Origin of the sequence: Pseudanabaena sp. PCC 7367 (assembly GCF_000317065.1) — a bacterium.
GTDB lineage: Bacteria > Cyanobacteriota > Cyanobacteriia > Pseudanabaenales > Pseudanabaenaceae > Thalassoporum > Thalassoporum mexicanum.
In genome coordinates this window covers 698,342-723,579 of sequence record NC_019701.1, presented here as the reverse complement: position 1 = coordinate 723,579, position 25,238 = coordinate 698,342, and the positions used below count along the sequence as shown (strand labels likewise).

The following is a 25,238-nucleotide window of genomic DNA, read 5'->3' as shown; positions in this document are numbered from 1 at the left end:
TTATCTATCCGCTTAAAAACCGATCTGTTTTACCTGAGTTAATAACCATAACTTAGTCGCAAAACTTGATTATCGCCTTTTTACTCGACTTTAGGCTGTAATCATGATTCTTTTAACGATTCTATGGTTTAATCGCTATTGGTCGAGATTAGTCAAGATTGGTCAAGTAATTTGGGGTGAGGTGAAATTTGGCTTTTGGCAAATCGATCCGCAACCTGTGGCGATTAGAACCGGATTGCATTTTTCTCAATCATGGCTCTTTTGGGGCATGTCCGATCGCGGTGCTAGAAAAACAGCAGCAATGGCGATCGCAACTGGAAAGGCAACCAGTCCGCTTCATGGGTCAGGAATTGCCTGTCTTACTCAGGGCTGCCGCTGCTGATCTGGCCGAGTTTGTGGGAGCCACAGGGCAGGATTTAGTATTTGTGGAAAATGCCACGGCGGGGGTGAATGCGGTGGTGCGATCGCTCCAGTTTAGTCCTGGTGATCAGATTGTCGTTACCAACCATACCTATGGCGCGGTGCGTAAAACATTAGAGTTCATTGGCGATCGGGTTGGAATAAGGCCAATCGAAGCAGTTGTGCCTTTCCCGATTGAGCGGCCAGAGCAGGTAATCGAGGCAATCGCTGGGGTGATTAGCTCAAGCACCAAATTGTTAGTAGTTGATCATATTACCTCCGCCACCGCCTTGATCTTGCCAGTAATTGAATTGGTGAAATTAGCCAGAGAGCACAAAATCCCCACTTTGATCGATGGAGCCCACGCGCCAGGAATGATCGATCTGGATTTGCAAGCGATCGGCGCGGATTGGTATGTGGGCAATTGCCATAAGTGGCTCTGCGCGCCCAAGGGTTGTGGTTTTTTGTGGACTAATCCCAATTCACCCTTCCCTCAGCTAACAGATCAGATTCACCCTACGGTTATTTCCCACGGTTATGGTTCTGGCTATGTGGCTGAGTTTGATTGGGTCGGCACCCGCGATCCCAGTGCTTGGTTAGCAGTCAGCGAGGCGATCAAGTTTCAGCGATCGCTTGACCAAATGACATCCCAGGCCAAATCTATTAAACAGCGCAACCATAATCTAGTAATCTGGGCGGTGGATTATTTAAACCAGGCTTGGCAGCAATCACCAAATGCACCAACAGAAATGTTGGGCTCAATGGCTACGATCGCCTTGCCCACCATGCCAATTTCTGCGGTTGAGTTAAACGATCGACTCTGGCAAGAATATCAAATCGAAGTGCCAGTTATGCCCTTTGCCGATCGATTGTGGCTACGCATATCGGCACAGGCTTACAACCAGGAAAGTGAATATAAACTCCTGGCTCAAGCAATCCAAACGATCGCGGCTAGTTTTGGCGCTGCCTAATGTTTCGTTATCGGCGATCGCCTAAAAACCGTATTGTGACTTTAGTGATCATTAGTGATCATTTTTCATTGCACTGATGATCAATTGATCAATATTACATTTGGGCTAAAGTAGTAAAGAAGGTTCGTCTAATTAGGTTTGTAGCCATGCCTAAGCATTACTTTAAGCATTACTGAATATTCAATTTTGCGATCAGTAATGTAATTACAGTCCGGCGAAAAATTAGCAAACATGACTAAGACTATAATTGAGGCAGTTAAATGCTCCTGATAAGGCTATAATTTGCTAACACGGCAATGGATGATTAACGGATCATTGCCATAAATCTTAGTTTTTCGGATGGTTTCTTAGCGTGCCGAAAGTAGGCATCATCTACAACGATGCAAAGCCAGTTGCCAAAGAGGCAACCAGTGCAATTAAAAGTTGGTTCTCCGATTTAGGATGGCAAGTAGTTGTCACCACTGGCTGGGGAGGCATTTTAGGCTATGCTAAGCCCGACAGCCCCGTTTGCCACACACCGATCGAAAGCTTGGTGCCGCCAGGATTCGATCAAGACATGTCTTTTGTCGTTGCCCTCGGTGGTGATGGCACAGTATTGTCCACTTTCCGCCAGATTGCCCCCGCTGGCTTGCCCGTCATTTCGATCAACACTGGCCACATGGGCTTTCTGACTGAAGGCTATATGGGCGGCTGGCAAGAAGATATGCAGCATGTAGTTGATAATGAATATATTATCGAACAGCGATCGATGATTACGGTTAGGGTCTATGATGGCAAAACATTGCTATGGGAAGCGCTTGCCCTCAATGAGATGGTGATCCACCGCGAGCCACTGACCAGCATGTGTCATTTTGAAATTACGATCGGCCAACATATGCCCGTTGATGTGGCTGCCGATGGTGTGATTATTGCTACCCCCACCGGATCAACTGCCTATGCGCTTTCGGCCGGGGGGCCAGTGATCGAGCCAGCGATCCCAGTGCTGCAATTGGTGCCGATTTGTGCCCATTCGATGGCTTCACGGGCATTGGTTTTTGCCAATACTGAGCCAGTGGTAATTACCCCCGCCAATAAACACCGTCTAGTTTTGGTGGCCGATGGCAATGCGGGTTGCTATGTCTATCCCGATAATCATGTCGTAATCGAGCGATCGCCCCACCCGGCCAGGTTCATTCGCTTACATGCGGGTGAGTTCTTTAAAGTATTGCGCGAAAAACTGGGCTGGGGTCTACCCCATATTTCCAAGCCCGCTTCCGTAGAGTTACCAAATTGAGCTCTCTTTTACAACAAATGTAAGATGATTTTGGCATTGCGTAATTCAGGGATGAAAACGCCATTGGTGAAAATATCAAAGCGTCTACAAAAGCGTCTACATAATAATAGCTTGACCAATTAGCTTACTCTTTAGACCATCCCGCTAAGGTATAACGCCATAATTTTGCTTCTTGCTCAAATCACTTAATTCCGTATTTTATCTAAACAGAGAAATTCAAATAATAAAATACTTATAACGCACATAAGCCTAGAGTTGTCGGTATATTTCAACTAAGCTTACTTGTTTCTCTTTTGCAATTGAACAGGTGGTTTCACGATAAAAGGGTACATTACTCTAAAAATCAAATTACCCAATATCTATCCAAACAGTAAAATTTAAAGTCTGAAATTTGTTGATATTATATGCAATTGCGTTGTGCCACTGAGTTAAGCAAATGACTACTACGAAGTGGCATATTAGTTGGTTAGCTTTTATTTTTCAGAAATAAATCGATAGATATCGGAGTATGGCCGATCTTAGGCGTATGAAGTTTAAGCACAGAGGGTTTAATCCCAAAAAGATTATCATTCGTTTAAGTATAGTCACCATAGTCTTTATGATGTGGGGAGGAGCCTATTATAGCTACAGATCGGCTCGAAAACTGATTTTAGAAACTCTAAAGGAGGCGGCTTTAGTTCAGGTTCAAGAAGGGGTAGATAAAATTGATACATGGCTTGCGGTAAGAAAGTCAGAAGTTAGCACTATAGCAAATTCAACTAGTCTAAAAACATTGGATTGGACTATTGCGGGGCCATATCTTGAAGCTGAAGCTGATCGAATCGAAGAGTTTTATCACTTTGCCCTAGTATTTCCTAGCGGAGAATACTACGTTACTCATATTGGTAAAGTAGACGCTAATGTCAGAGACCGCCCCCATATTCAGATGGGATTATCAGGGAAAGTAACAGTTTCTAATCCTCTTATTTCTAGAGTATATGGCATACCACTAATAATAGTAGTTGCGCCAATTTGGGTAGACTCAACTTTTCAGAGAAAAGTAATAGGATTAAATACGGCTGGCATTGATATTAATCGACTATCCAACGTAGTCAAAGAGCTGGGCTATGGGGAACATAGTTATGCATTTGCGCTAAATTCTGAGGGAGCTCCCATCATCCATCCAGATAGTAGTAAAACAGGCACTCTTGAAATGCCAGCCCAAAGTTTTCTTGAGTCTGAATCGGATGATTTAAGAACTATTGCCAAACAAATGGTAGAAGGGATAAAAAAAATTGAACTAGCTACGATTGACAATGAGTCGGTTTTTGTTGCCCAGGTTCCCCTTAGAGAGGCTGATTGGTCGATCGCATTAGTTATTCCCAGAAGAAATATTGAAGAAAAGCTACGCCCGCTAGATTTAATGTTTTTCACCATTATTGGTCTGGTTGGCGCATTCATTATTTTGTTAATTAGACTGCAAGAAGTTGAAAAAACGCAACTCAAGTTTATTGAAACTAAACTGAGAAATACTTTGAAGCAGGAAAAAGAGATTAACCAGCTTAAATCACAATTTGTGAATATTACTTCCCATGAGTTTCGCAATCCAGTTGCAAGTATCAGTTTAACTATTCAAAACTTAATCAAATATGCTGATAGATATGACGATCAGAAAAAGCAAAAGAGCTACAAAAAAATCTTGCAAGCCTGCAATCAAATGCGTGACTTACTAGATGAGCTATTAATACTAGCTAGATTAGAGTCAGGGAAACTTACATATAAACCTGATTTCCATAATTTCAATGCTTTATGTCAAGAGATATGTAACGAATTTGAACTGATCGGAAAACAAAAATTAATTGATGTAGATCTCAAAGTCGACGGTAATTATGATTGCTTATGGATGGATAAAAAGCTTATTGCTATGGCTTTACGCAATATAATTTCCAACGCCATCAAGTATTCGTATGAAGATTCTACCGTCTGTTTCGCAGTATCCAGAAATGCCAGTTTTGTTAGCGTACAGATATCAGATCATGGAATAGGCATTGCAGAGAAGGATATTGAAAACATTTTTCAATCGTTTCAACGCGGAAGTAATTCTGAAAGTATTCAAGGCACCGGTTTAGGTTTGTCGATCACTAAACAAGTTATTGAGCTATGCGGTGGTTTAATTACGGTTGAAAGCAGCATAGAGCAAGGATCTGTATTTACAGTTAAATTCCCTTATACTACCTCAACTCCCAACTGACATCTTCTAACTGTTATACACACTCTTACCATCACCAGGCAGGAGTTCTAGCAAGCGTGGGTTAATTTTCAAGCCAGCGTTTACTTCCATTTCGCTGCCCCAATCCTCGATCGACAAGACCTTATTTTCTGTCCCTTCATATTCGTAATATTTACATCGTTCCGCCCGTTTATTGATCGTGCCACCGGAGCGAATCATCACTGCTTCACCGGATTCTGTCAGGCGATATTGCTCACCTTGAAACGTAATTGGATTGGGTGGCAATCCAGATATCTGATTGTCAGAGACTGGCTCAGTCCAGGTTACCTCTACTAAATCATCTTCTTCCACCGACATCCAGCGGATGCCATTACCATCCTGGAGCATATATTCCAGCCAGCTATAACCATTACTGCTATAGGTTAATTTACCTTCAACTGCCCAGTCGGTGCCCATATACTGCACAAAGTCGCCAATCCGTAGATTGAAGATGGTTGGTGCTTCGTTACGATCGCGCTCGTTGCTGGCACTTGGACTTGCTTTACCCTGTTGCGCGAGAAAATAGATCCCCACCAGGACAGCCGCAATTACCAATAATAAAAGTAGTCCAAACATTTAGATTTAAGTCCTTTAACCAGACCTGAACAGCTCCGCAGCCATTATAGGCTATAGGTAAATGGTAAGGGATTTTATTATTTTATTAGTTCAATTTATTAGTTCAATAGGGCAATTAAAGCATTCTTAACTGTTGCTTAGTTTGGCGATCGCTATTACCTGATTATTACCTGAGCTAACTCTTAACTACCTAACTTGTTGAGCTTACCGCCCTCTCCAAAGCATTTGCCAAGAGCCAGATTGATCTGCTCGAATCAACACCACTCATAATCTGCCGATTGAATCCTAGCTATTATTTTGCTCCTGGCCAAGCACCCAATCAATGATCTTAATCATGACATCGCTAGATAAGTCTAGAGCCTCTGCTAAAGCTGTCAAGCAATCATTTTCCGCATCCATAATCTTCTTGTCCGCCAGGGCAACCCTCACGGCCACCTCGAAGGCTACTTCCTTTTGTTCATCTGCTAGGCCAGCTATGGCAGCATTGAACAGGGCTCCAGGCCCATCTTGATTTAAGATTTGCATCACTTTGGCATAAATCTGCTCAATTTGCTCGAGATCATGATTGAGCTTTTCGAGGGCACTCACCAAATAAGAAACTTCTGGGCTGGCAATTTCCCCGTCGATCGTCATCATCAAAACACCGATCGCACAGATCGCCTGATCTGAATCTAGAGCTGTTGCAGTTTCAGCATTGCTACGAAAAATATCATCATAGGATATGGTCAACATACTTTGCTCTCCTCAAGTTAGTTAGTTGAAGTTAGTTAGTTGATTTGCCAGCATTTTTACCATAAAAATTTCGTTGTGCTAGTAAGCAACAGAGGGCGATCGCACCTGATCCTGGCCTCATGGTAATATCCCTCGGCCGCTTACTCTCAGTTTAGAGCTGAAAATTAATTATTGCCATTGCTAACAATTGAGTTTGCTCAGCTAGAGCAATGCGGTATGATCCCATAACAGCCTGGATTACTCTAATTTGCTATTTAGCACGATTAGTAATCAATTATTTTATTGATCGCTTATGAATAATAGGCCATACTTCCATATGCTGCGGTCAGAACCTTGTAATTTGAATTGCCCTGGCAAAAATATGAACTCCTGGAAGTAGCAGGAATATTATTTAATTTTATTAAGAGTAAAACACCTAACTTACTGCGTACCTCCGTAAGTTGCTTATTGTGGAGACAATGAAACTTTTAAGATCAGCGGCTCTATTTATGGCTGGAATTGTGAGCGCCATTGGCGTATCAGTTGGTAGCACTCATGCTCAAGAAGCTCAAGAGGCTCAAGAGACGCAAATGCCAAGCCAACTCGTTGCCCAATTGCCGGTTGTAACTAGGGCGATCGATAATCCCTTCTGCCCCCTACCCGGACAAGGATTTGCCAATCAATCACTTCGACGCATTGCTGGGTATGAAAGCCAGACCTACTATGTCCTGATTTGTGCCAATAGTGCGAATCAGCTTTACTACTATTTAGCCAATAAGACTCAGGGTGGGACGGGTAATTATGTGGGCTTTGCCATGCCTAGCGGTAATGGTGGTTATATTGCTAACAACAGCCCCTTTGCCTATGCGGTGGATAATGCCCAAATTAGAATTTCCCAAAATGGCACCATCTATTCTGAGCAGGTTTTAGCCACTACTGCTGCTAACCCAGGCTTGCCCACAAACCCTGGTGTGCCCATTCCCGAAACACCCACTTTACCTGTGGCGGGGCGTTGCCCAGCAAATGCCGGCAGTGGCGTGATGATCGCTCGCTATACCACCCATAATCATGATGTTTATATCTGTCGTGGTCGCATGGGTGGCTCAGCTAATCCGGCGCAAAACTATCTGGTTGTGGCTCAAGGCCAATCGACTCGCCCCCTGGTCTTGCCGGCTGCCACCACTAGTAATGGTTACACTGCCAATGATGGCAACATTCGCCATGTGGTCAATCGCGCCAACTATAGTGTTACGGTTCAGGGGTTTGAATTATTTACGGAACGGGTAATCACCTGTCGCGGCTCTGCGGCTGGCTGTGGTGCTTAGGTAATAGATCGGTAATAGAATAGATAAGTTTGGTAAATCTGGGAATTAGTTAATTAGGGCGATCGCTTTATTTTTTAAGTGTGCATTTAAGATCTAAAAATGGCCAAAATATTTATAGCCATAGCTGCGATCCTGGCGGGGATTGGCGTGGCGGCTGGGGCGTTTGCCTCCCATGCCCTCAAGGATAGAATTACGGAAAAGGCGATCGCCATTTTTGAAACCGGTGTGCGCTATCAGATGTATCATGCCCTGGCGCTGCTTGCTGTGGGCTTGCTTTTGCTTAGCTTAGGTAGTGATAGTGATGGTAATCCTTTGTTCAATGTCACTGGATTTGCTTTTATTGCTGGGATCGCCATCTTTTCTGGCAGTCTCTATGCCCTCAGCCTCAGCGGGATTAAATGGCTCGGTGCAATCACTCCCTTGGGCGGGGTGGCTTTTTTGATCGGCTGGGGTTGCCTGGCAGTGGCCGCATTCCAGTTGAAAAGCTAATAGACCTGTTGGGAAATAAGGGATAATAAACCAAGTCAAGAGTTAAATATCGATGTTGAACTTAGAGCAAATCCTAAAACGAGATCGACTTTTGCGAGCAATGACAGGACTGAATCGTCAAGCCTTTGAGTCGCTCTTGCCCAGTTTTACTCAAGCCTATCAAGATAGCCAGAACAAGCCAGAGAAACGTCGTAAACGCGCACCTGGCGGTGGACGCAAAGCCACATTACAGACAATAGAGTCTAAGCTATTTTACAGTTTGTTTGGCTGTAAATAGCCGACGTGCTTTTTTTGTTTTTGTCATTTGGACATTCTCCTATATTTTCAACTCTTGCGGAGTGTCCATTTTTTCGAGACAGGGTCACTAGCCAGCTAACTAATACTTGTAGACGAGATCGTCTGGCTAATGCGCTCTGCCCAGAATTCATGATTATCTAGAGTCAGCACAATCCGCTTGTAATATTCATCCTTGAGATCGATCACCAGGTAGTTAGGATCGCGCTTAATGTACCAGAACTCGCGCCCATTCTCGGTATAAAAAGTACCCGCCATGAGTACCCCTGGCAAACCGGTACCAGGCGCACGGAGCGTTTTCCAGGAAAATTCTGGCTTGGTGGTGCTAACGGCCGTAATATGCTCGATCGGCACTGTGATAATGCCGCCAAAATGAAAGGCAAATAGTTTTTCATACCATTGATCCAGCTCAAGCCGAAATTTTTGATTGGTTATGCTCAGAAACATTTTTAATCAAGAGTTACTCGACGGCAAATCCTGTTATTAAAGTAGCATTTATACCAAAAACTTAGCGATCGCACCGCTTCTCGTGGAGAAGTTACAGGATCCGATCGCTAAATTGATTTAATTATTAGTGGCTAGAATGCCTACTGAATGTCTACAATACTGGTGTGGCAGTTTCCTTCTCAGGCACAACTGTATACTCAGCCAGGATTTGACGGAACTCTTCGCCATCGATGCTCTCCTTTTCGACCAGGATATCCACTACCCGATCGATCGCCTCGCGGTTATCATTCATAATCTGCAAAGCTTTGTTATAGCAGGAATTCACAATATCTCTAACCTGATTATCGACCCGCGAGGAAATGTCCTCCGAAAATTCCGATCGAGACATCAGATCGCGTCCCAGGAATACCTGACTACTCTGGCCTTCCAGCGACAGTGGCCCAATCACATCAGACATACCAAACCGGGTCACCATCTGCCTTGCCATGCCAGTGACCTGTTGCAAGTCGTTGCCAGCACCAGTGGTTACTTCACCATGACCAAATACTGCTTCTTCGGCAGCACGACCGCCCAAAGCACCAGTGATCCGCGCCAGAATCTGGGCACGAGAGATCAACATTTGCTCTTCCGAAGGGGCAAACCAGGTTAGTCCAGCGGCTTGACCACGGGGGATCAAGGTTACTTTCTGGACTGGATCATGTTCTTTAATCAAAGAGCCCACGATCGCATGGCCGACTTCATGGTAGGCAATAATGCGTTTGTATTTGCTATCGACTAAAGGCTTGCCCTCCAGGCCAGCAATCACCCGATCGACGGCATCATCAATTTCCAGCAGCGTGATCGCATCCTTGCGGCGACGGGCAGTCAGGATCGCAGCTTCATTGAGCAAGTTAGACAAATCCGCACCAGTAAAACCAGGGGTACGACGGGCGATCGAGTCGAGGGAAACATCTTCAGCAATCTTTTTACCACGGGCATGAACATGCAGGATTTGCAAACGCCCCTTCATGTCCGGCGCATCAACAGTGACCTGGCGATCGAAACGACCAGGACGAAGCAACGCCGCATCCAACACATCAGGACGGTTTGTGGCTGCAATCACAATAATGCCAGTATTACCCTCAAACCCATCCATTTCGGTCAGGATCTGGTTCAGGGTTTGTTCCCGCTCGTCATTACCGCCGCCGATCCCAGCACCACGCTGACGACCAACCGCATCGATTTCATCGACGAAGATAATACAAGGGGCACTTTCTTTAGCCTTCTTGAACAAATCGCGGACGCGTGAAGCACCAACACCCACAAACATTTCTACAAATTCAGACCCAGAAACCGAGAAAAAGGGCACACCAGCTTCACCAGCGATCGCCTTGGCCAAGAGCGTTTTACCAGTTCCAGGCGGGCCAATTAGCAATACCCCCTTGGGGATTTTGGCTCCCACTGCGGTGAACCGTTCTGGCTTCTTCAAGAAACCAACAATCTCTTGCAGCTCCTCTTTGGCTTCTTCGATCCCAGCCACATCATCGAATTTAATGCCGGTACTGGCATCCATTGAGAATCTGGCCTTAGATTTACCAAAGTCCATTGCCTGCCCAGGGCCACCCATCTGGCTGGAACGACGGAATAGGAAAAACAAGCCACCAATTAGGGCGATCGGGAAGATCAAGTTACTCAAAAAGCCCCAGATTGCACCATTGTTGCGCGGTGGATAGACCGCCAGATCAACCCCAGAATCCTTGAGCTTGCTCATCAATTCCGGTGCATACATGGGCAGGTCAACCCTGGCGCGTTGCTCCCGGTTTTGCAGTTGCGGATCGATCGCCGCCACTACGGCAGTGCGGCCGCCATCATAAATATCAACCCGGCGCACCATGTCTTCATCGAGGTACTCCAGGAATCTGCTGTAGGACAGGCGGGTATTAGCAGCATTGATGCTCATTGATTGGACTGGCTGCGAAAAGAAGCTTTGCCAGACAAAAAAGCCAATCACTGCGATCGGCACCGCCCACAGTAATATTGTTTTCCAAGATGTTTTCATATTGCAAGGAGCCTTTAACTCGGTATCTACTGAAATTATTTAATTATTAAACTTTTGATGATGAAACTGAGCTATTAACTAGCTATTAATTAGTTACTAAAATCGCTAATCATCAGCCCATTGACATACTCTAGGCTGGCTTTAGGCGATCGGCCTAACCACAACCGCTGATGGAGCTAGATGAAGCTAATAGTTAGATTTATGGTATTTCTTATTTTCAAATTTAATTACAAGTAAAAATGCGCAATTACACAAATTATGCAAGCAGGTTATGTAAATAGGGATGAAGTTTGATCTAAACCAAAATCTAAATCCATAAACGCCAATACCATTGCTACCCGATTGAATAAAGTCGAATAAATTTGTTTAATCAGCTTTTGCTTAACTATTACTATAATAATTGCTTAACCAAACTTAATCTAATTATGGCGCAGTGGCCAGCCTAGCGCTATCTACCCATGGGTATTAATTGAATATTAATTATGTTCAGAATATTAAGCAATTAGCTGCCCTGGAGGCGATCGTGCTCGATCAGCAACCAAGCCCGCAACACTTCTGCCACTGTCCAGGCTTGAGCCACACAGCCGCGTGGATACATTGGTGCATTCCCATCAAAAATTTCACTCATACTGCCGACACCGTGGGTATTTAAATTGCTGGCGATCGCTGCCAAAATCCGATGAGCCTGCGCTGGCTCTTTATAAACGCGCAGATGAGCCTGAATAAAGGAACCAATCAGCCACCCCCACACCGTCCCTTGATGATAGGCACAATCCCTGAGCACTTGATCGCCACCATAATGACCCTGATACTGACGATGATCGGGGGAGAGCGATCGCAACCCGTGGGAAGTGAGCAGCCGCCTGGCACATGTTTCCACCACCTTTTGCTGTTGGGAAATGTTTAATAAAGGTACTGGGTGTAATTTATGGTTATTGTCAAGATCTAGGTCTGGGTGGGGCAGTGCTACCGCCAAAATTTGATTGGGGCGCAAAGAATCGTCATCGCCAGTGGGCGTATCTAATACATCAAAACAATAACCCAAAGCTGGATTCCAGAATCGATTAAACCCCGTTGCCGCCTTGATCGCCATTTTCTCATAGGTCGCATAGGGCTGATCCAAGACCTTGGCGATCGCCACCATAATTAACAGCGCGTTATACCAGAGTGCATTTACTTCGATCGGTTTGCCAATTCTGGGCGTTACCACCCAATCACCAATCTTGGCATCCATCCAGGTTAGCTGCATCCCCGCTTCGCCCGCATAGAGCAGCCCATCGGTGGGATCGAGGCAAATTTTATATCTGGTACCACGTACATGCCAATCGATCACCTCAACCAGCTTGGGATAGAGGTCTTTAATAAATTCAAAATCCTGGGTGGCAGCAAAATAGGCGCGGATCGCCTCAAAGTACCAAAGGGTGGCATCAACGGTGTTATAGCCAGGTACATCGGTTTCATCGGGGAAAACATTCGGTAGCATCCCCTGATCGAGGAAGCGGGCAGAGGTAGCAATAATGTTTTTAGCTAGTTTCGGGCGACCAGCACTAACGGTCAGGCCACTGAGGCTAATCATCGTATCGCGCCCCCAATCGCTAAACCAGGGATAGCCAGCCACGATCGTTTTACCATCAGGCTGTTCCGCCAAGGGGCGATCGACCACAAATTGATCGGCAGCCAGAACTAGATGCTCAACCCACCTGGGTGCCGCTTTATTATCGAGATAGTCAACCGATCGCCAGTTTTCGATTAAACCCCGCTCATATTCAAGTCTTTGCTGGAGGGCTGCCTCTCCATCCAGGTTGGGCTCAGGATTGGTGCTAGCCACGATCGTAATTGAATCCCCTGGCTCCAGGTTAATCGCAAATTTAGCTGCATTTAGGTGGTCTTCTCGATCGGCCAGGCCTCGATAGCGCTCCTGCGCCAAATCATAATCCCGATACCAGTCATGGGCAGGGGAAACGATGCCCTGGTTGGTAAATAAATATAGGGTTTTGGCCTCAGGGAAAGCAGAGACACTAATCCCATGCTCGATCGTATTGATGTCCATTTGCCAATCGCCGCATCTGGTTTCGCTGTGATGGGTGCGGTAATTAACCAATGCTTTGATTGAAAGTTTGAAATTAGAGCTACCGCGATCGAGGTAATAGCGAATGTAGGTGGTGTTTTCACCCAGTTGCATCCAGACCCGCTTTTCCAGGAGTGCATCACCACAGGCATATTGCCAGACTGGGATTGTGCCATCTAAATAAAACCGTTCAAGATGATGGTAGCCCTGGGGCTCGATCTTCCCACCCACCCAACGATTGGCACTCAGCGCATATTGACCACCGTCATAGTCGATCGTTTCTTCCAGCTTAGACAACAAAAGGGTGCGATTGACCGGAGCCTTGAGCGCGGCGATCAACAGGCCATGATAGCGCCTGGTCAGCAGGCCAGCGATCGTACCGGAGGCATAACCACCAATCCCATTAGTAACCAGCCATTCACGGGTTTCCGCCGCAGCCAGTTCACCACAAATTCCTCTGCCAAATTCAACTACCATTTACCGTATGATTTGCCTCATCTGGTTCAAAAAACTAAGAAAGAATTCATACAACCAACCAAACTGAGAATCATTACTCGACCACATTAAACTCGATCGATAGGGATATCTCTATGGGTGCAGTACCCAGAAATCTTCAAGCCTTTTATGTCATGTAGATAACTTAGAACTGAACTTACAGCTTATTCTAAGCCAGGTATGGGCGATCGCTAGATCTAAAAGATCATTCAGCTCTGGGTGAATGCAGCAATAGTTAGCCGTGATTACTAATAACTTCAAGGCAGAACTTAGGCAGAGCAATAATCACATCGCTTGGAAGTTATGTTACTGGCGATCGTTGGGCTAAGTTTAGCTAAGTTTGGTTAAGTAAATATATAAGCAAATGTATTCAGTTTTTATATTCAGTTTTTAAGAATAAAAAAAAGAAGCTCATAGCTGAGCCTCTGGAAGAAGACCATATAGGGTGGCAAGGTCTTTATGTGTATTAATGTAGCCTTTCTAATAGTCAGAATGCATTAACTATTCCCGCTTATTCTGCTACTAGAGTGAGCATGAATTACTGCGCTTTGAGGTTAGCCAATCTGCACAAATACGCACCAATTATTGTTGAGTAATATGCATATACATAGCAGTTTCAAACAATACATTGATTGTCCATTTATTGATTAATAATTCAAGCTAGGTAAAAGCAATTTAAGGCTTATCTTTAGATAGTTATTTAGCCAGTAATAAGCTTAAATATCTAACTTGTTTTTTATAACTAGAGGTAACAATTAAACTAGCTCAATTAGAGTTTGAAGTAATGTAAGTAAATAGATGATCTCAAAAATAAATTCAACTAAATATGCGATCGATAATGGTGGTGGGCACAGCATCTAATGCTGGTAAATCTTTATTATGCGCGGCTTTTTGTCGGCTACTCAAGCAAAAGGGATACAACGTAACCCCCTTTAAAGGGCAGAATATGGCGCTTAATTCCTATGTGGTGGAAAACAATTTAAATGGCTCTGGCGAAATAGGATATGCCCAAGCAGTACAGGCATGGGCAGCACAGGTAAAACCAACTGTGGCTATGAATCCTATTCTACTAAAACCACAAGGGGACATGACCTCGCAAGTAATTCACTTAGGTAAGCCAGTTGGTATTACTAAAGCAGCCAATTATTACCGGAACTATTTTGATTCTGGGTGGCAATGTATCCAAGCTTCACTTGCTAAGTTAGCAGCTGATTTTGAAGTAGTAGTTTGTGAGGGCGCAGGTAGTCCAGCGGAAGTTAATTTAAGGCATCGAGATTTAACTAATATGCGGGTTGCTCTGCATTTAAAAGCCCAAACTATTCTGGTGGTTAATATAGATTTAGGGGGGGCTTTTGCCCATGTAGTTGGTACTTTACAGCTTTTACCGCCAGAAGAAAGAGCCTTAATTAAAGGCATAATTATTAATAAGTTTAGGGGCCAACGATCGCTATTAGATTCCGGGGTCGAATGGCTAGAAAAATACACCGGAATTTCGGTACTTGGTGTAATTCCTTATTTAGATATTGCTTTTCCGGCGGAAGATTCTGCTAGCTTATTTGAACGACGATCGCGCCTGAATCCTGCGGAGCTACAAATTGTCGTAATTAGATTGCCCAGAATCTCTAACTTTACTGATTTCGATCCACTTTTAGCAGAGCCATCGATCGATTTAAAATACATTTTGCCGGGGCAATCTTTGGGTCAACCGGATGCAGTGATTCTGCCTGGTTCTAAAACTACGATCGCTGATTTGGAGGTATTGCGATCGACGGGAATGATCGATCAATTGCGCCAATTTGTAAACAATGGTGGCGTGATTATGGGAATTTGTGGCGGCTTACAAATGCTCGGCAAATCAATTGTTGATCCAGAATGCCTAGAAGGAGATTTAAACAGTGCAATCGGTTTGAATTTATTGCCGATCGAAACAGTAATTACACCAATCAAAACTGCACAACAACGCAGCACAACCACAAATTTAGCCCCACCTAATTTGCCAATTACTGGCTATGAAATTCATCAGGGAAAGTCTAATTTTTCGCCATTAGAAAATGAACAAGTTATGCCTTGGTTTGCTGATCCAAATTTGGGTTTTGTGACCAGCGATCGGCAGGTGTGGGCTACTTATTTGCATGGCATTTTTGATAATGGCAAATGGCGGCGATCGTGGCTTAATTTGTTGCGCGAAAAGAAGAATTTACCGCCTCTCACAATCGAAGTTCCTGATTATAATGAGCAACGCGATCAACTATTAGATGATTTGGCCAAAGCGATCGCTGAGCATGTTGATCTGGGGCGATTGGGCTTTTAGGTAAAAGTAACCGCAATCGTCTCATCTCGATCGTCAGTAACAATTAGTCAGGATCAATTAGTTGGGGATGATTCAAATTTGCCTAACCAAAATTTGTCTAACTCAGGTTAATATCACTTTTAGTCTCAATATGATCAAGATGATCAAGTTAACGCAACTTGCATCTAGCGCTATAGTTAATTAGTCGATCATTCTTTAAGCTACTTCTAAAAAATTATGACTGCCCAACTTGATATCACCAGCCCCACGATCCGCCGCCTCCACAACAGCATCAAGGAAAAACAGGAAATAGAAGTTAAATTGCTCACCGGCGATGAAATTAAGGGCAAAGTGAAGTGGGTTGATACTCAATGTCTATGCGTAGGGGAACCGGGTGAATCGCCCGATACGATCATCTGGCACCATGCGATCGCTTTCGTGAAATGTTAGATCCCGTGGTTAAGGTTTGGCATAATTTAGTTTAGATAGTTAAGCAGAAAATATGTACGACATTGTAGTCATTGGTGGTGGCCCCGCCGGCATTGAAGCAGCGCTTAAGGCAGGTGAGCTAGGCGCCAAAACCGCCCTGGTGGAAAGGTGGCGATTGGGTGGAATTAGTACCAATGATGGCTGTGTACCGGTACGAGCCCTTGCCCATGCGGCTAGATTGGCACGCGAGTCGGAGCAGTTTGAGCTATATGGCATTTGCGGTGGCGATCGCCCCCAGGTTGACTTTGCCAAGGTGTTGGCCAGAGTCAGAGATGTGGTCGATACGATCCATGCCAAAAAAGATTTACCGGGTCAGCTAGCCAGTGTGGATGTGGATGTATTTGAACATGCTAGTGGTAGCAGTTTTAAGGATGAACGTACCCTGGTGCTGGGCGATGGCAGGCAGATTCAGTCCCAGAAATTTATTATTTGTGCCGGAGGACATGGTCGCCGCCTCAATTTCCCCGGCAGTGAATATGCCTTGACCCATAGTGACATTTGGGCACAATCCAACTTACCTAAGCGGGTCGTGGTAACTGGGACAGGAGCAACCGGTTGCCAGGTAGCCTCGGTGTTGTCGGCGTTTGGCGCGGAAGTGCATTTATTTGATCGATCGCAGCGGATTTTGCGCACTGAAGACGAGTTGGTCTCGCAGGTAGTCGCGGCAGAGTTTACCAATCGCGGCATTAATATTGTCTATGGCTATGGTGGAATTAAGCGCTTAGAAAAGCAAGCCGATGGTAGCTTTGAGTTTTTCTATGACATTAACGGCGAAGAGCAATCCCTGGCCTGTGATGCTTTGATCATGGCCGCTGGCTGGCCGGGTAACACTGCCCAGCTAAACCTGGCCGCCGTGGGCGTAAATACCACCAAGCGCGGCTACATTGAGGTTAATGATTATTTGCAAACCAGCAACCCGAATATTTATGCCGCTGGCGATATCACTGGTTTGATGATGGTGGTTTCCGGTGCGACCCATGAAGGACGATTGGCGGCAGAAAATGCGATTTTGGGCAACAAACGTAAATACAAGCATAAGATCGCGCCGCTGGGGAGTTTTACCGATCCTGAATATGCCAGCGTGGGGCTGCGCGAGCATGAGATCGGCGATGGTTGCGAGTATGTGGTAGGGATTATCTGGTTCTCGGATTTTGTCAGAGCGGTAATTGACAATCGCACCGCTGGTTTTTGCAAGCTGATTGTTGATGTGGATACCCGCAAGATTATTGGAGCTCATGTGGTGGGTGAGCGGGCAGTGGAAACGGTTAATTTGGTGGCGGCGGGGATGAGTTCGGGGTTGCGGGTGGAACAATTGGCAGAACTGGAGATCGCCTACCCCACCTACGTGGGCATTGTTGGCCAAACCGCCAGGGAAGCAGGCCGCCAGGTAGGGATATATCTAGCGGCAGAGCATATGCCAGAACACAAGATGAAATCTACGGCTAAGAGTTTGCATTAAGTTGACTGGAGCAAAATTTGCTCTACTTGGGCTCGCCAGATCTTGGTAATCTTAACGATTATTTTTCACTGAGATGGTGTTGCTCTAGCTCTATTTGCCAGCCAGTTTAATTTTGATGGCTAGCAATTTAACGAAGTTATCGATCGGCTATCTTTTTAACCGTCAAATTCATTGTGGTGGACTACTACTAACAACTACGAGCTTTAGGCTTCCAGGAGATTTAGGCAAAGCCAAACAGGTCATTGGGCACTGATACGATCCGATCGCGTAGATCGCCAATGTCAGTGTCGATTACTACGCCCAAAATGCGGCCGGAGAAATCTTCTTCGATCACCGTATCAACGGACATGCCGCCGCCAAAGATGTCGGAATAGTCGAAGCGATCGTCGAGGATCACACCGCGCCCGCCAAAGGCATCGTCGTTTATACCAATCAGATCGCCCTGACCCCGGCTGAAGTCAAACACCGCATCGGCATCAAAAATATCAAACACAGTGTCGTCGTCGCTAAATACAAATAAATCGCGCCCTTCCCCACCGGTGAGATTATCAACGCCAAAGCCACCAATTAAGGTGTCGTCGCCATTGTCGCCAAACACATCGTCATTGCCATCATTGCCAAATACCAGGTCTTCGTTGTCGCCACCGCGTACCGTATCATCGCCAAAGCCGCCATCTACCCGATCGTTGTTGCCCTCGCCATCAATCAGGTCATTATCCCTACCGCCATAGAGCGTATCCTCACCAAAGTTACCTCTTAAGGTGTCACGGCCCCTATTACCATTAAAAATTTCCGGATCACTAGAGCCACGAATAAAGTCATCACCGCCTAGACCACGCACGCCCTGATTAAATCCCCACAGCTCAGTGGGAATGAACCCGCGTACATCATTAAAATTGGTCAAATCAAAAAATATCGCCATTGTTTTCCCCTCGATCGGATCGCATCCCACTCTTTTATTATAATTTTTCCCAAGTGAAAGCGTTACGCCTGGCTGGGCTAGGTCGATCGGGCAATCATTCCAACTATTTAAATAATTGGTAGTCATGCAGAAGTAAGGATAATGGGATAGAAGATACAAAAATTCTCTCTCATGGATACATCTAAGCTAACTTGTCCAAGATGCAATTCACTCAAAATTGTCAAAAATGGCAAAATTCACAACGGTAAACAAAACTTCAAATGTAAACAATGCAATAGACAATTTGTAGCCAATTCTAAGAAGAAATATATCGCTAATGAGACTAAAGCTCAAATCGACAAACTTCTGCTAGAGAGGGTTTCACTCGCAGGTATTGCCAGAGTTGTAGGTGTATCACCAAGATGGCTACAGCAATATGTTAATCACAAATATGCTCAAGTGCCCCAACAAGTGCAGGTACAGGCTAAAAAAAAGGGCACTTAACCATTCAAATGGATGAGCTGTGGTCTTTTGTAGGCAAGAAACGAGTCAAGGTTTGGGTTTGGTTAGCTATAGATGTTGATACTAAGGAGATCGTAGGAGTGTATATCGGTTCTAGAGATGAGGTTGGTGCTCAAGGATTATGGCAGTCTTTACCACCCGTTTATCGACAATGTGCTGTTTGTTACACTGATTTCTGGCGTGCCTATGCTCAGGTAGTTCCGAGTATGCGTCATCAACCAGTGGACAAAGGTTCAGGCTTGACTAATAGAATTGAGCGATTTAATTGCACTCTTAGGCAAAGAGCTTCAAGACTGGTTCGCAAATCTCTTTCTTTCTCGAAAAAGTTAGCTAACCATGTTGGCGCTATCTGGTTATTTGTGCATCATTACAACTCATCCTTACTTGTATAGCACTACCAAATAATTTACTAAGCAGACTTAGAATCTATCGATATCTGGCGATGTACAGGAAATCTAACGTTTCTTAGTCAAATTCTGCAAACTCAACATCAATACCCCCAGCGTCACAATAAACACCCCTCCAACCTGCACTCGACTGAGTTGATCGCTGATCAGCAACCAGGCCAGGATCGTAGTGAATACAGGGCCACTGGAGCTAACCAACGAAGCCGGAGCCGCCCCCATTAGTTTGGTGCCAAAGTTAGTAAACAAATAACCACCCATCGTGGTGAGAGCCACCAGGAAGCACATCCCCCACAGGCTGGGCATCATCAAGAAGCCAATTAAATCAAGCTGGAATGGGACCGAAACCATGACGCAAAGTATCGAGAGCAGCAACACAATAATGAAATTGATCGCCGTAAAGGAAACCGGATTGATTTGTTTAAAGCAGGCCGCCGAAGTAATGATGTAGCCAGCAAAGGTGACCGCTGCCGTCACTGCACAGGCAAAGGAAACCCAATTAATATTTGCCCCCGCCGACATGGCACTAAAAAAGTCCTGGGTTAACAAAATACCAGAGACAATCAGCACAATAATCAGCCCACGTTTGAGCGGGATTCGATCGCCAAAGAAAAACCACGACATCAGCGAAGTGAATACTGGAAACAGGAAGAAAATTGTGACTACCACCGCTGGCTTCATGCCATAGCTAAAGGCAGTGAACATCAGCGCAAACGAAACAAATTGGAGTACGGCACTGAGCAAAACCCGGATCGACAACCCCTTCTTGGTATTGGCGATCAAGCCGTTGAGATCACTCGCCACATTCACCTTAAACAGTTTGGTTGCCACCAACCACATCAGCGGCATCGCAAAAATCATCCGCATCATTAAGAGCAAAAATGAGCTGCCGATCCCAGGTGAGACCAACCCACCCACTTCCTCAGCTATACCAATCACTTGCGAAGGCACAAAGATTACCCGCACCAACACATTTTGTAGCGACAGGCTCAGGGATGCCAATAATACTAAAATCAGACCGCGCCACCAGTTGTTTAAAACCTTTGGTTCGGTTTTCTTGGCGGGCGGGGGGGAAGGCACGTAGGTGGTAACATCATTGGCCTTGGCACTCAAGCGATCGCCATTAACTGCACCATTTACCCTACGATCGCTACGACTAATTGGATTAATTGGATCTCCATTCAGGGCTCCTGTGCCATTAGTGGCATTTTGGTCGGGGGCTAGATCGGAAGTTTGGCGCAATTGGCGATCGAGTCTTTCCACCAATGCTTCGAGTAAAGCCTCACCCCGCTGCTTCTGGCTGAACATGCGCAGCATTTGCTCATTCAGATCGCGGCTATAGCTATTTACATCTTTTTGGAGGCTATGAAAAGCCGCATGGAGAGCGCTATCAAGACTGATTAATTGGCGATCGAAGCTCTGGGCATGATTCTTGACCAGTTTGGAATTGTGCCCGTCTACGTCTGCGCGCAGGTGAATGGCGATCGCCCTGGCTAATTGTTCGATCCATTGTTGGCGCTGGATTTCCTGTTGCGATACCCCCTGTTGCGCCACAATTTGGACTTCTAGTTCTTTACGCTCGGCCTTGAGCTGTTCAATTTCTGCAGTAAGGGATTGTTTTTGTGATTGGAGCGCCAATACTTCACGACTGAGCCTGCTCAAAAGATTTACCCGCAAAGTTTGCAGGTCTTTGGCAATGCCAGACATGGTTTTCTGATAGGAATTGGGGGAGAGGTTGGGGTCGTTCATGGGCGGGGGCAACTACCTCTTGGCTTGGCGATCGCATTTTGCGCTTGAATAAACCTGACCAAATAGTTAGCAATAGCTAGATTTACTCAGGATTACAGAAACAGCCAGACTATGCCGCAATTAACTCGACTAAAGTTGATTAATCAGGCGGTGAGCGTGGGAATTTACAGTTTTGGCGATCGGATTAGGCTAAATCCTTCTTCGATCATAGTGCAATATACCTTAGTTCAGCCTAAATTCAACTTAACTTGAACCGAGCTATGTCCCCTATATGTTTTTTATGGCCTGGATATAAGCTGATGTGTAGTTTTGACCAATTTGACTAAAACATCATCCCCTATATTAAAAGTTGGCCATTTTAAAAGATTAACTCTTTTTAAAAATGCCTTCAAGCCTATCTTTAGTATCTTCAATCACCAGATTGTTGTTCCTAAATAGTTTCTTTGCTGCATCGATCCTAGTTGAAAGAGTAGGATCATCTGATCTGCTAACGTCTACATGTTCTAGCAAATAGTACAAGCATGCTTTCTTTTGGTTTGAATCAGCAAATTCGATGCGTTGAATAGTCGAGAAAGCATTATTAAAGTTGCAAGATACCCACAATAATTCAATCCCTAAAACATTATTCGCGGCATCATAATCACATACGATATCTGTCTCGATCGCCTCAGACCTCGCAATTTCTGCGTCTTTAATTTGCAAATACATTGCATCAACTTGATCATCGTAAGTCATGTTCATAGTAATTACTCCAACTTAACTTGCTGTCTTGCTAGCTCATATTGTCGAACATCTAGTACCTATGGCGTTTGCAATCACCAAAATTCTACCCCTGTTTGTCTATCCGCTGGGATTGGTGCTTTTGTTGTTAATCCTTGCGTTGGTGGGGATGTTTCTAAAACGTAAAATTTGGCGGCGGGTGTCGATCGCCTCGATCTCGTTGGCGATCGTGATTATTGGCCTGGGCAGTAGCTATAGTTTTGCCAGTAATTTAGTGCGATCGCTGGAGTGGCAATATGTAGACCAGACCTCAGCATCACGCTCCGGAGAGCAAATAATTACCAATTTACCCAATGCCGATGCGATCGTGGTGCTTGGTGGTGGCACCCGTCCCCATGTTTTCCCTCGCCCCACGGCGGAGGTGGCTGAAGCGGGCGATCGGATTTTGTATGGAGCCAAGTTGTGGCAAATGAATAAAGCACCGTTGTTAGTGGTCACTGGTGGTAGAGCTGATTGGCTGGGAGATGGTGGCAATCCGGAATCAGCGGATATGGCAGCGATCGCCACTGCACTAGGCGTACCGGCAACCAGCATCATTCAAGAGAGTGAATCATTTAATACACGCGAAAATGCGATCAACGTGGCCAAAATCCTGGAACCGCGCCAGATTACTAATATTCTTTTAGTTACCTCTGCCCTGCATATGCCCAGGTCAATGGCGGTGTTTAAGAAAGTAGGATTTACGCCGATCGCTGCCCCCACTGACTTTGCGATCGTGGCTGGTAATAGCAATAAAAACTGGGCGGGCGGGTTGATCGACCTGTTACCCAGTGCCGAAGTGCTCGACCATACCACCGATGCGATCAAGGAATATATTGGTATGCTCATCTATCAACTTAAAGGTTGGGCATAATAGAGCTTGTCGGAACTTGATTAGTTTGCTTAAATAGGCGCTAGTTTGGGTAAACCAATTGGCTAAGTAATTTCTGGCCTGGTTTAAATGTTTACATCAAAGCTGCGAGCCTGACCACGATCGCAATACTTGGATCTAAAAAGCGGTGGCAATTTTATGCAGTATATTTAACCAGACTTGATATTCCCAACTAATTACTTAGAATTATTTATGAATTAATACCAAAAACATTGGCAGCGAGGGTTGCTCTCGCCTGATAGTTAAATAATTTTCGCAAGAGTTTGAGTCAAGAGCAATCAGAAATAGGGTGAGGTGCGATGAGTAGATCGACGTTGACGATTTTAGTGGGGCTATTTTTAGGCGGGGTTGGCCTGGGTGCGGGCACAGCAGCGGCACTAATAGCTTTAAGCGGAAATGGTGCCAGGATCGAGCGCAACCAAGTGGTGAGTGATGCCACTAACCAAGAAACTAACCGAGAAAGCCGTGAATCTGAGGATCGCAGTAATAACAACGATCGATCGATTCCAAGCACTAATCCATCCGTGAACCGCGATCGCTACACCTGTGAACCCGATGCCCTGGCTTCGATCTCGGTTTCGCTCAAGCAAGTAGGCCGATTGGGCAAAGTCGCCGACAACCCATTGCCAACGGTGGCCAACCTCAGCACCAACCTCAGCCCCGATCTATTCGCTCGGCTCAACCCTTCACCCTGGCCGCAAATCAGCGATCGCGCCCGATCGGCAGCGGTGCCAATTATCATGTATCACGACATCACCGCTGAAAAAGATGTTTTTTATGATGTGCTACCGGATGAGCTAGAGGCTCAATTCCAGGCGATCGAAGATGAGGGACTGACCCCGATCAGCATGGATGAACTCTATAACCATCTGCAAACCGGGGTATCGCTTCCCGCCAAGCCGATCGTATTGACCTTTGATGATAACTATCTAGGGCAATATGAACATGCCTTCCCACTGTTGCAGGAATATGGCTATCCGGCGCTATTTTCGGTGCATACAGATTTTGTGGGCAAGCTACCGGGTAAACCCAAAAGCGATTGGGATCAACTACAGGAGATGGTGGATAGCGGCCTGGTTACGATCGCTTCCCATTCCGCCAGTCACCGCAATTTCTCGGAGCTAACCGATTCAGAAATCCGCCAGGAGTTAGCCGAATCCAAGCAAATCCTGGAAGAAAACCTAGGCGTTAAAATTCGCTACTTTACTTACCCCGAAGGCACTTATACCGAACGGGTAACTGAGTTGGTGGCAGCGGCAGGCTATGAGGCCGCCCTGACCATGAGCCTTGATCCCTATCTGGAAACTGTAGCTAACGAGTCTCAGGATTTACTAACGGTGATGCGCTATGGCCAATCGCGCCTGTATGAGGTGCTAGCCTATGCCGATGGTGGCCCCTATGCGGGGGATAAGGAAATTGTGCCCAATGTGGCGGTGCCCTTGCCCGTTGACTATAGCCAGCCGGTGGAAAAACGCCTGGTAACAGTGGATAATTTGCCGCTGACGCTGGTATTTGGGGGTAAGCCCATCACTGTCCATGCGGATTCGCGCTATGCGGTCGAGGAAATCATGGAGGATACCGATGCGATCGCGGCGGTGGATGGCACCTTCTTCTCGTTGGAATATTTAGATAGCAACACCATGATCGGGCCAATTTTGAGCCAAAACTCCAATCTGGCGGGTCGATTTCTACCGGGCAATCGCGGCGAGAATCCTTTGCTGCGCGGCCGTCCTTTAGTGTTAATCAGCCCCGACACAATTAAATTTGTGCCCTATGATCCCGACGAACATACCAGCCTGTCAGCGGTCGAAGCAGAGCTACCCGGTGTGACCGATGCCTTTGTGGGGGCAGGTTGGCTAGTGCGGGATGGTGAACCCCAACCGGCGGAAAGTTTTGGCGATTTGTTTGGGTTTGATGCCTACCGCGATCGTGCCTTCTGGGGAATCGATCGCACCGGTAGACCGATGATTGGTGTGTCGATGGAGATGATCGACTCGGTTGGTTTGGGTGAAATCCTGGCCGAAATTGGCATGCAGGAAGTAGTCATGCTTGATTCTGGTGCCAGTGCAGCGCTGGCCTATCGTGGTAAATCAGTGATGGCCTATGAACCACGCCCCGTGCCCCATATTGTGGCGTTGCTGCCACCGGAAGTGCCACAGGTGAGCGAAGTAAATGTAGAAGATAGCTCGGAACATTCCTGTCCTGCCACGTTTGACGTAGCTTCGAGATCTAAGTCAAATCGACCAGCTCGGCAAAGCGATCGCTAACAATTATCCCCAAAAAGCACTGCCTAATCCAGGGATAAAAATGCAGCCAATATCAACATAAATATTAAACATATGTCATATGTCCGATATCAGTTGTCCGATATCAGTTGTCCGATATCAGTTTGACCGCTGGCTTGATCGTTTAATCAGCCCGCTAATGTGCAACGCAAAA

Annotated in this window: 20 protein-coding genes; 12 read left to right on the top strand and 8 right to left on the bottom strand. The window is 45.8% G+C overall.

Annotation, left to right across the window (positions count from 1 at the left end; all coding sequences use genetic code 11):
- Positions 1–188 precede the first annotated feature (188 nt).
- The 3 genes from PSE7367_RS02780 to PSE7367_RS02770 all read left to right on the top strand — a co-directional run bounded on the left by PSE7367_RS02780 (position 189) and on the right by PSE7367_RS02770 (position 4,873).
- Positions 189–1,370 carry an aminotransferase class V-fold PLP-dependent enzyme gene (locus tag PSE7367_RS02780; RefSeq protein ID WP_015163839.1) on the top strand — a complete coding sequence of 394 codons (1,182 nt, stop codon included), beginning with the start codon at positions 189–191 and terminating at the stop codon, positions 1,368–1,370.
- Between the two features lie 352 nt (positions 1,371–1,722).
- Complete coding sequence (locus PSE7367_RS02775) at positions 1,723–2,643, top strand: NAD(+) kinase (RefSeq protein WP_015163838.1); 921 nt, start codon at positions 1,723–1,725, stop codon at positions 2,641–2,643.
- A gap of 526 nt (positions 2,644–3,169) precedes the next feature.
- Positions 3,170–4,873: a sensor histidine kinase gene (locus PSE7367_RS02770; protein WP_198013434.1), complete on the top strand. Its 1,704-nt coding sequence runs from the start codon at positions 3,170–3,172 to the stop codon at positions 4,871–4,873.
- 6 nt (positions 4,874–4,879) lie between these two features.
- On the opposite strand, the gene PSE7367_RS02765 is transcribed toward PSE7367_RS02770, so the two are convergent.
- On the bottom strand, positions 4,880–5,467 hold the full coding sequence (locus PSE7367_RS02765) for a DUF4178 domain-containing protein (protein ID WP_015163836.1): 588 nt from the start codon (positions 5,465–5,467) through the stop codon (positions 4,880–4,882).
- A gap of 285 nt (positions 5,468–5,752) precedes the next feature.
- Positions 5,753–6,199, bottom strand: coding sequence for a tellurite resistance TerB family protein (locus PSE7367_RS02760; RefSeq protein ID WP_015163835.1), 447 nt, complete (start codon positions 6,197–6,199; stop codon positions 5,753–5,755).
- A gap of 458 nt (positions 6,200–6,657) precedes the next feature.
- On the opposite strand from PSE7367_RS02760, the gene PSE7367_RS02755 reads away from it, so the two are divergent.
- The 3 genes from PSE7367_RS02755 (at position 6,658) to PSE7367_RS02745 (ending at position 8,269) form a co-directional block, all read left to right on the top strand.
- Entirely contained in the window at positions 6,658–7,503 is an 846-nt protein-coding gene (locus tag PSE7367_RS02755; protein ID WP_041698308.1) for a hypothetical protein, read from the top strand.
- A 99-nt stretch (positions 7,504–7,602) separates the two neighbouring features.
- Entirely contained in the window at positions 7,603–7,992 is a 390-nt protein-coding gene (locus tag PSE7367_RS02750) for a DUF423 domain-containing protein (protein ID WP_015163833.1), read from the top strand.
- A gap of 100 nt (positions 7,993–8,092) precedes the next feature.
- The gene (locus tag PSE7367_RS02745; RefSeq protein WP_156800329.1) at positions 8,093–8,269 is read left to right on the top strand and encodes a hypothetical protein; all 177 of its coding nucleotides are present in this window, start codon (positions 8,093–8,095) and stop codon (positions 8,267–8,269) included.
- A 95-nt stretch (positions 8,270–8,364) separates the two neighbouring features.
- On the opposite strand, the gene PSE7367_RS02740 is transcribed toward PSE7367_RS02745, so the two are convergent.
- From PSE7367_RS02740 to PSE7367_RS02730, 3 genes are all read right to left on the bottom strand, one after another.
- Positions 8,365–8,733: a hypothetical protein gene (locus PSE7367_RS02740; protein WP_015163832.1), complete on the bottom strand. Its 369-nt coding sequence runs from the start codon at positions 8,731–8,733 to the stop codon at positions 8,365–8,367.
- 151 nt (positions 8,734–8,884) lie between these two features.
- Complete coding sequence (gene ftsH / locus PSE7367_RS02735) at positions 8,885–10,771, bottom strand: ATP-dependent zinc metalloprotease FtsH (protein ID WP_015163831.1); 1,887 nt, start codon at positions 10,769–10,771, stop codon at positions 8,885–8,887.
- Between the two features lie 502 nt (positions 10,772–11,273).
- Positions 11,274–13,316, bottom strand: a complete 2,043-nt coding sequence (locus PSE7367_RS02730; RefSeq protein WP_015163830.1) for an amylo-alpha-1,6-glucosidase — start codon at positions 13,314–13,316, stop codon at positions 11,274–11,276.
- Between the two features lie 844 nt (positions 13,317–14,160).
- On the opposite strand from PSE7367_RS02730, the gene cobQ reads away from it, so the two are divergent.
- From cobQ to PSE7367_RS02715, 3 genes are all read left to right on the top strand, one after another.
- Positions 14,161–15,645, top strand: a complete 1,485-nt coding sequence (cobQ, locus tag PSE7367_RS02725; RefSeq protein ID WP_041698307.1) for a cobyric acid synthase CobQ — start codon at positions 14,161–14,163, stop codon at positions 15,643–15,645.
- A gap of 216 nt (positions 15,646–15,861) precedes the next feature.
- The gene (locus PSE7367_RS02720) at positions 15,862–16,074 is read left to right on the top strand and encodes an Hfq-related RNA-binding protein (protein WP_015163828.1); all 213 of its coding nucleotides are present in this window, start codon (positions 15,862–15,864) and stop codon (positions 16,072–16,074) included.
- 52 nt (positions 16,075–16,126) lie between these two features.
- A complete protein-coding gene (locus PSE7367_RS02715; RefSeq protein WP_015163827.1) occupies positions 16,127–17,572 on the top strand; it encodes a dihydrolipoyl dehydrogenase family protein in 1,446 nt (481 codons plus the stop codon).
- Positions 17,573–17,792: 220 nt separating this feature from the next.
- On the opposite strand, the gene PSE7367_RS02710 is transcribed toward PSE7367_RS02715, so the two are convergent.
- Positions 17,793–18,494, bottom strand: a complete 702-nt coding sequence (locus PSE7367_RS02710) for a calcium-binding protein (protein WP_015163826.1) — start codon at positions 18,492–18,494, stop codon at positions 17,793–17,795.
- 171 nt (positions 18,495–18,665) lie between these two features.
- Here PSE7367_RS02710 and PSE7367_RS21470 point away from each other — a divergent pair.
- Positions 18,666–19,387, top strand: a protein-coding gene (locus PSE7367_RS21470; protein WP_156800328.1) for an IS1 family transposase whose coding sequence is annotated in 2 segments (ribosomal slippage) — positions 18,666–18,972 and positions 18,972–19,387 — 723 coding nt in all. Because the reading frame shifts where the segments join, the coding sequence is not laid out codon by codon here.
- A 63-nt stretch (positions 19,388–19,450) separates the two neighbouring features.
- On the opposite strand, the gene PSE7367_RS02695 is transcribed toward PSE7367_RS21470, so the two are convergent.
- Together PSE7367_RS02695 and PSE7367_RS02690 are read right to left on the bottom strand one after the other, a co-directional pair.
- Positions 19,451–21,148 carry a DMT family transporter gene (locus tag PSE7367_RS02695; protein WP_015163825.1) on the bottom strand — a complete coding sequence of 566 codons (1,698 nt, stop codon included), beginning with the start codon at positions 21,146–21,148 and terminating at the stop codon, positions 19,451–19,453.
- A gap of 366 nt (positions 21,149–21,514) precedes the next feature.
- Entirely contained in the window at positions 21,515–21,889 is a 375-nt protein-coding gene (locus PSE7367_RS02690; RefSeq protein ID WP_015163824.1) for a DUF2283 domain-containing protein, read from the bottom strand.
- Between the two features lie 61 nt (positions 21,890–21,950).
- Between PSE7367_RS02690 and PSE7367_RS02685 the strand changes: the two genes are divergently transcribed.
- Both PSE7367_RS02685 and PSE7367_RS02680 read left to right on the top strand, forming a co-directional pair.
- Positions 21,951–22,781 carry a YdcF family protein gene (locus tag PSE7367_RS02685; protein WP_015163823.1) on the top strand — a complete coding sequence of 277 codons (831 nt, stop codon included), beginning with the start codon at positions 21,951–21,953 and terminating at the stop codon, positions 22,779–22,781.
- A 317-nt stretch (positions 22,782–23,098) separates the two neighbouring features.
- Positions 23,099–25,066: a polysaccharide deacetylase family protein gene (locus tag PSE7367_RS02680; RefSeq protein ID WP_015163822.1), complete on the top strand. Its 1,968-nt coding sequence runs from the start codon at positions 23,099–23,101 to the stop codon at positions 25,064–25,066.
- The last annotated feature ends 172 nt before the right edge of the window (positions 25,067–25,238 follow it).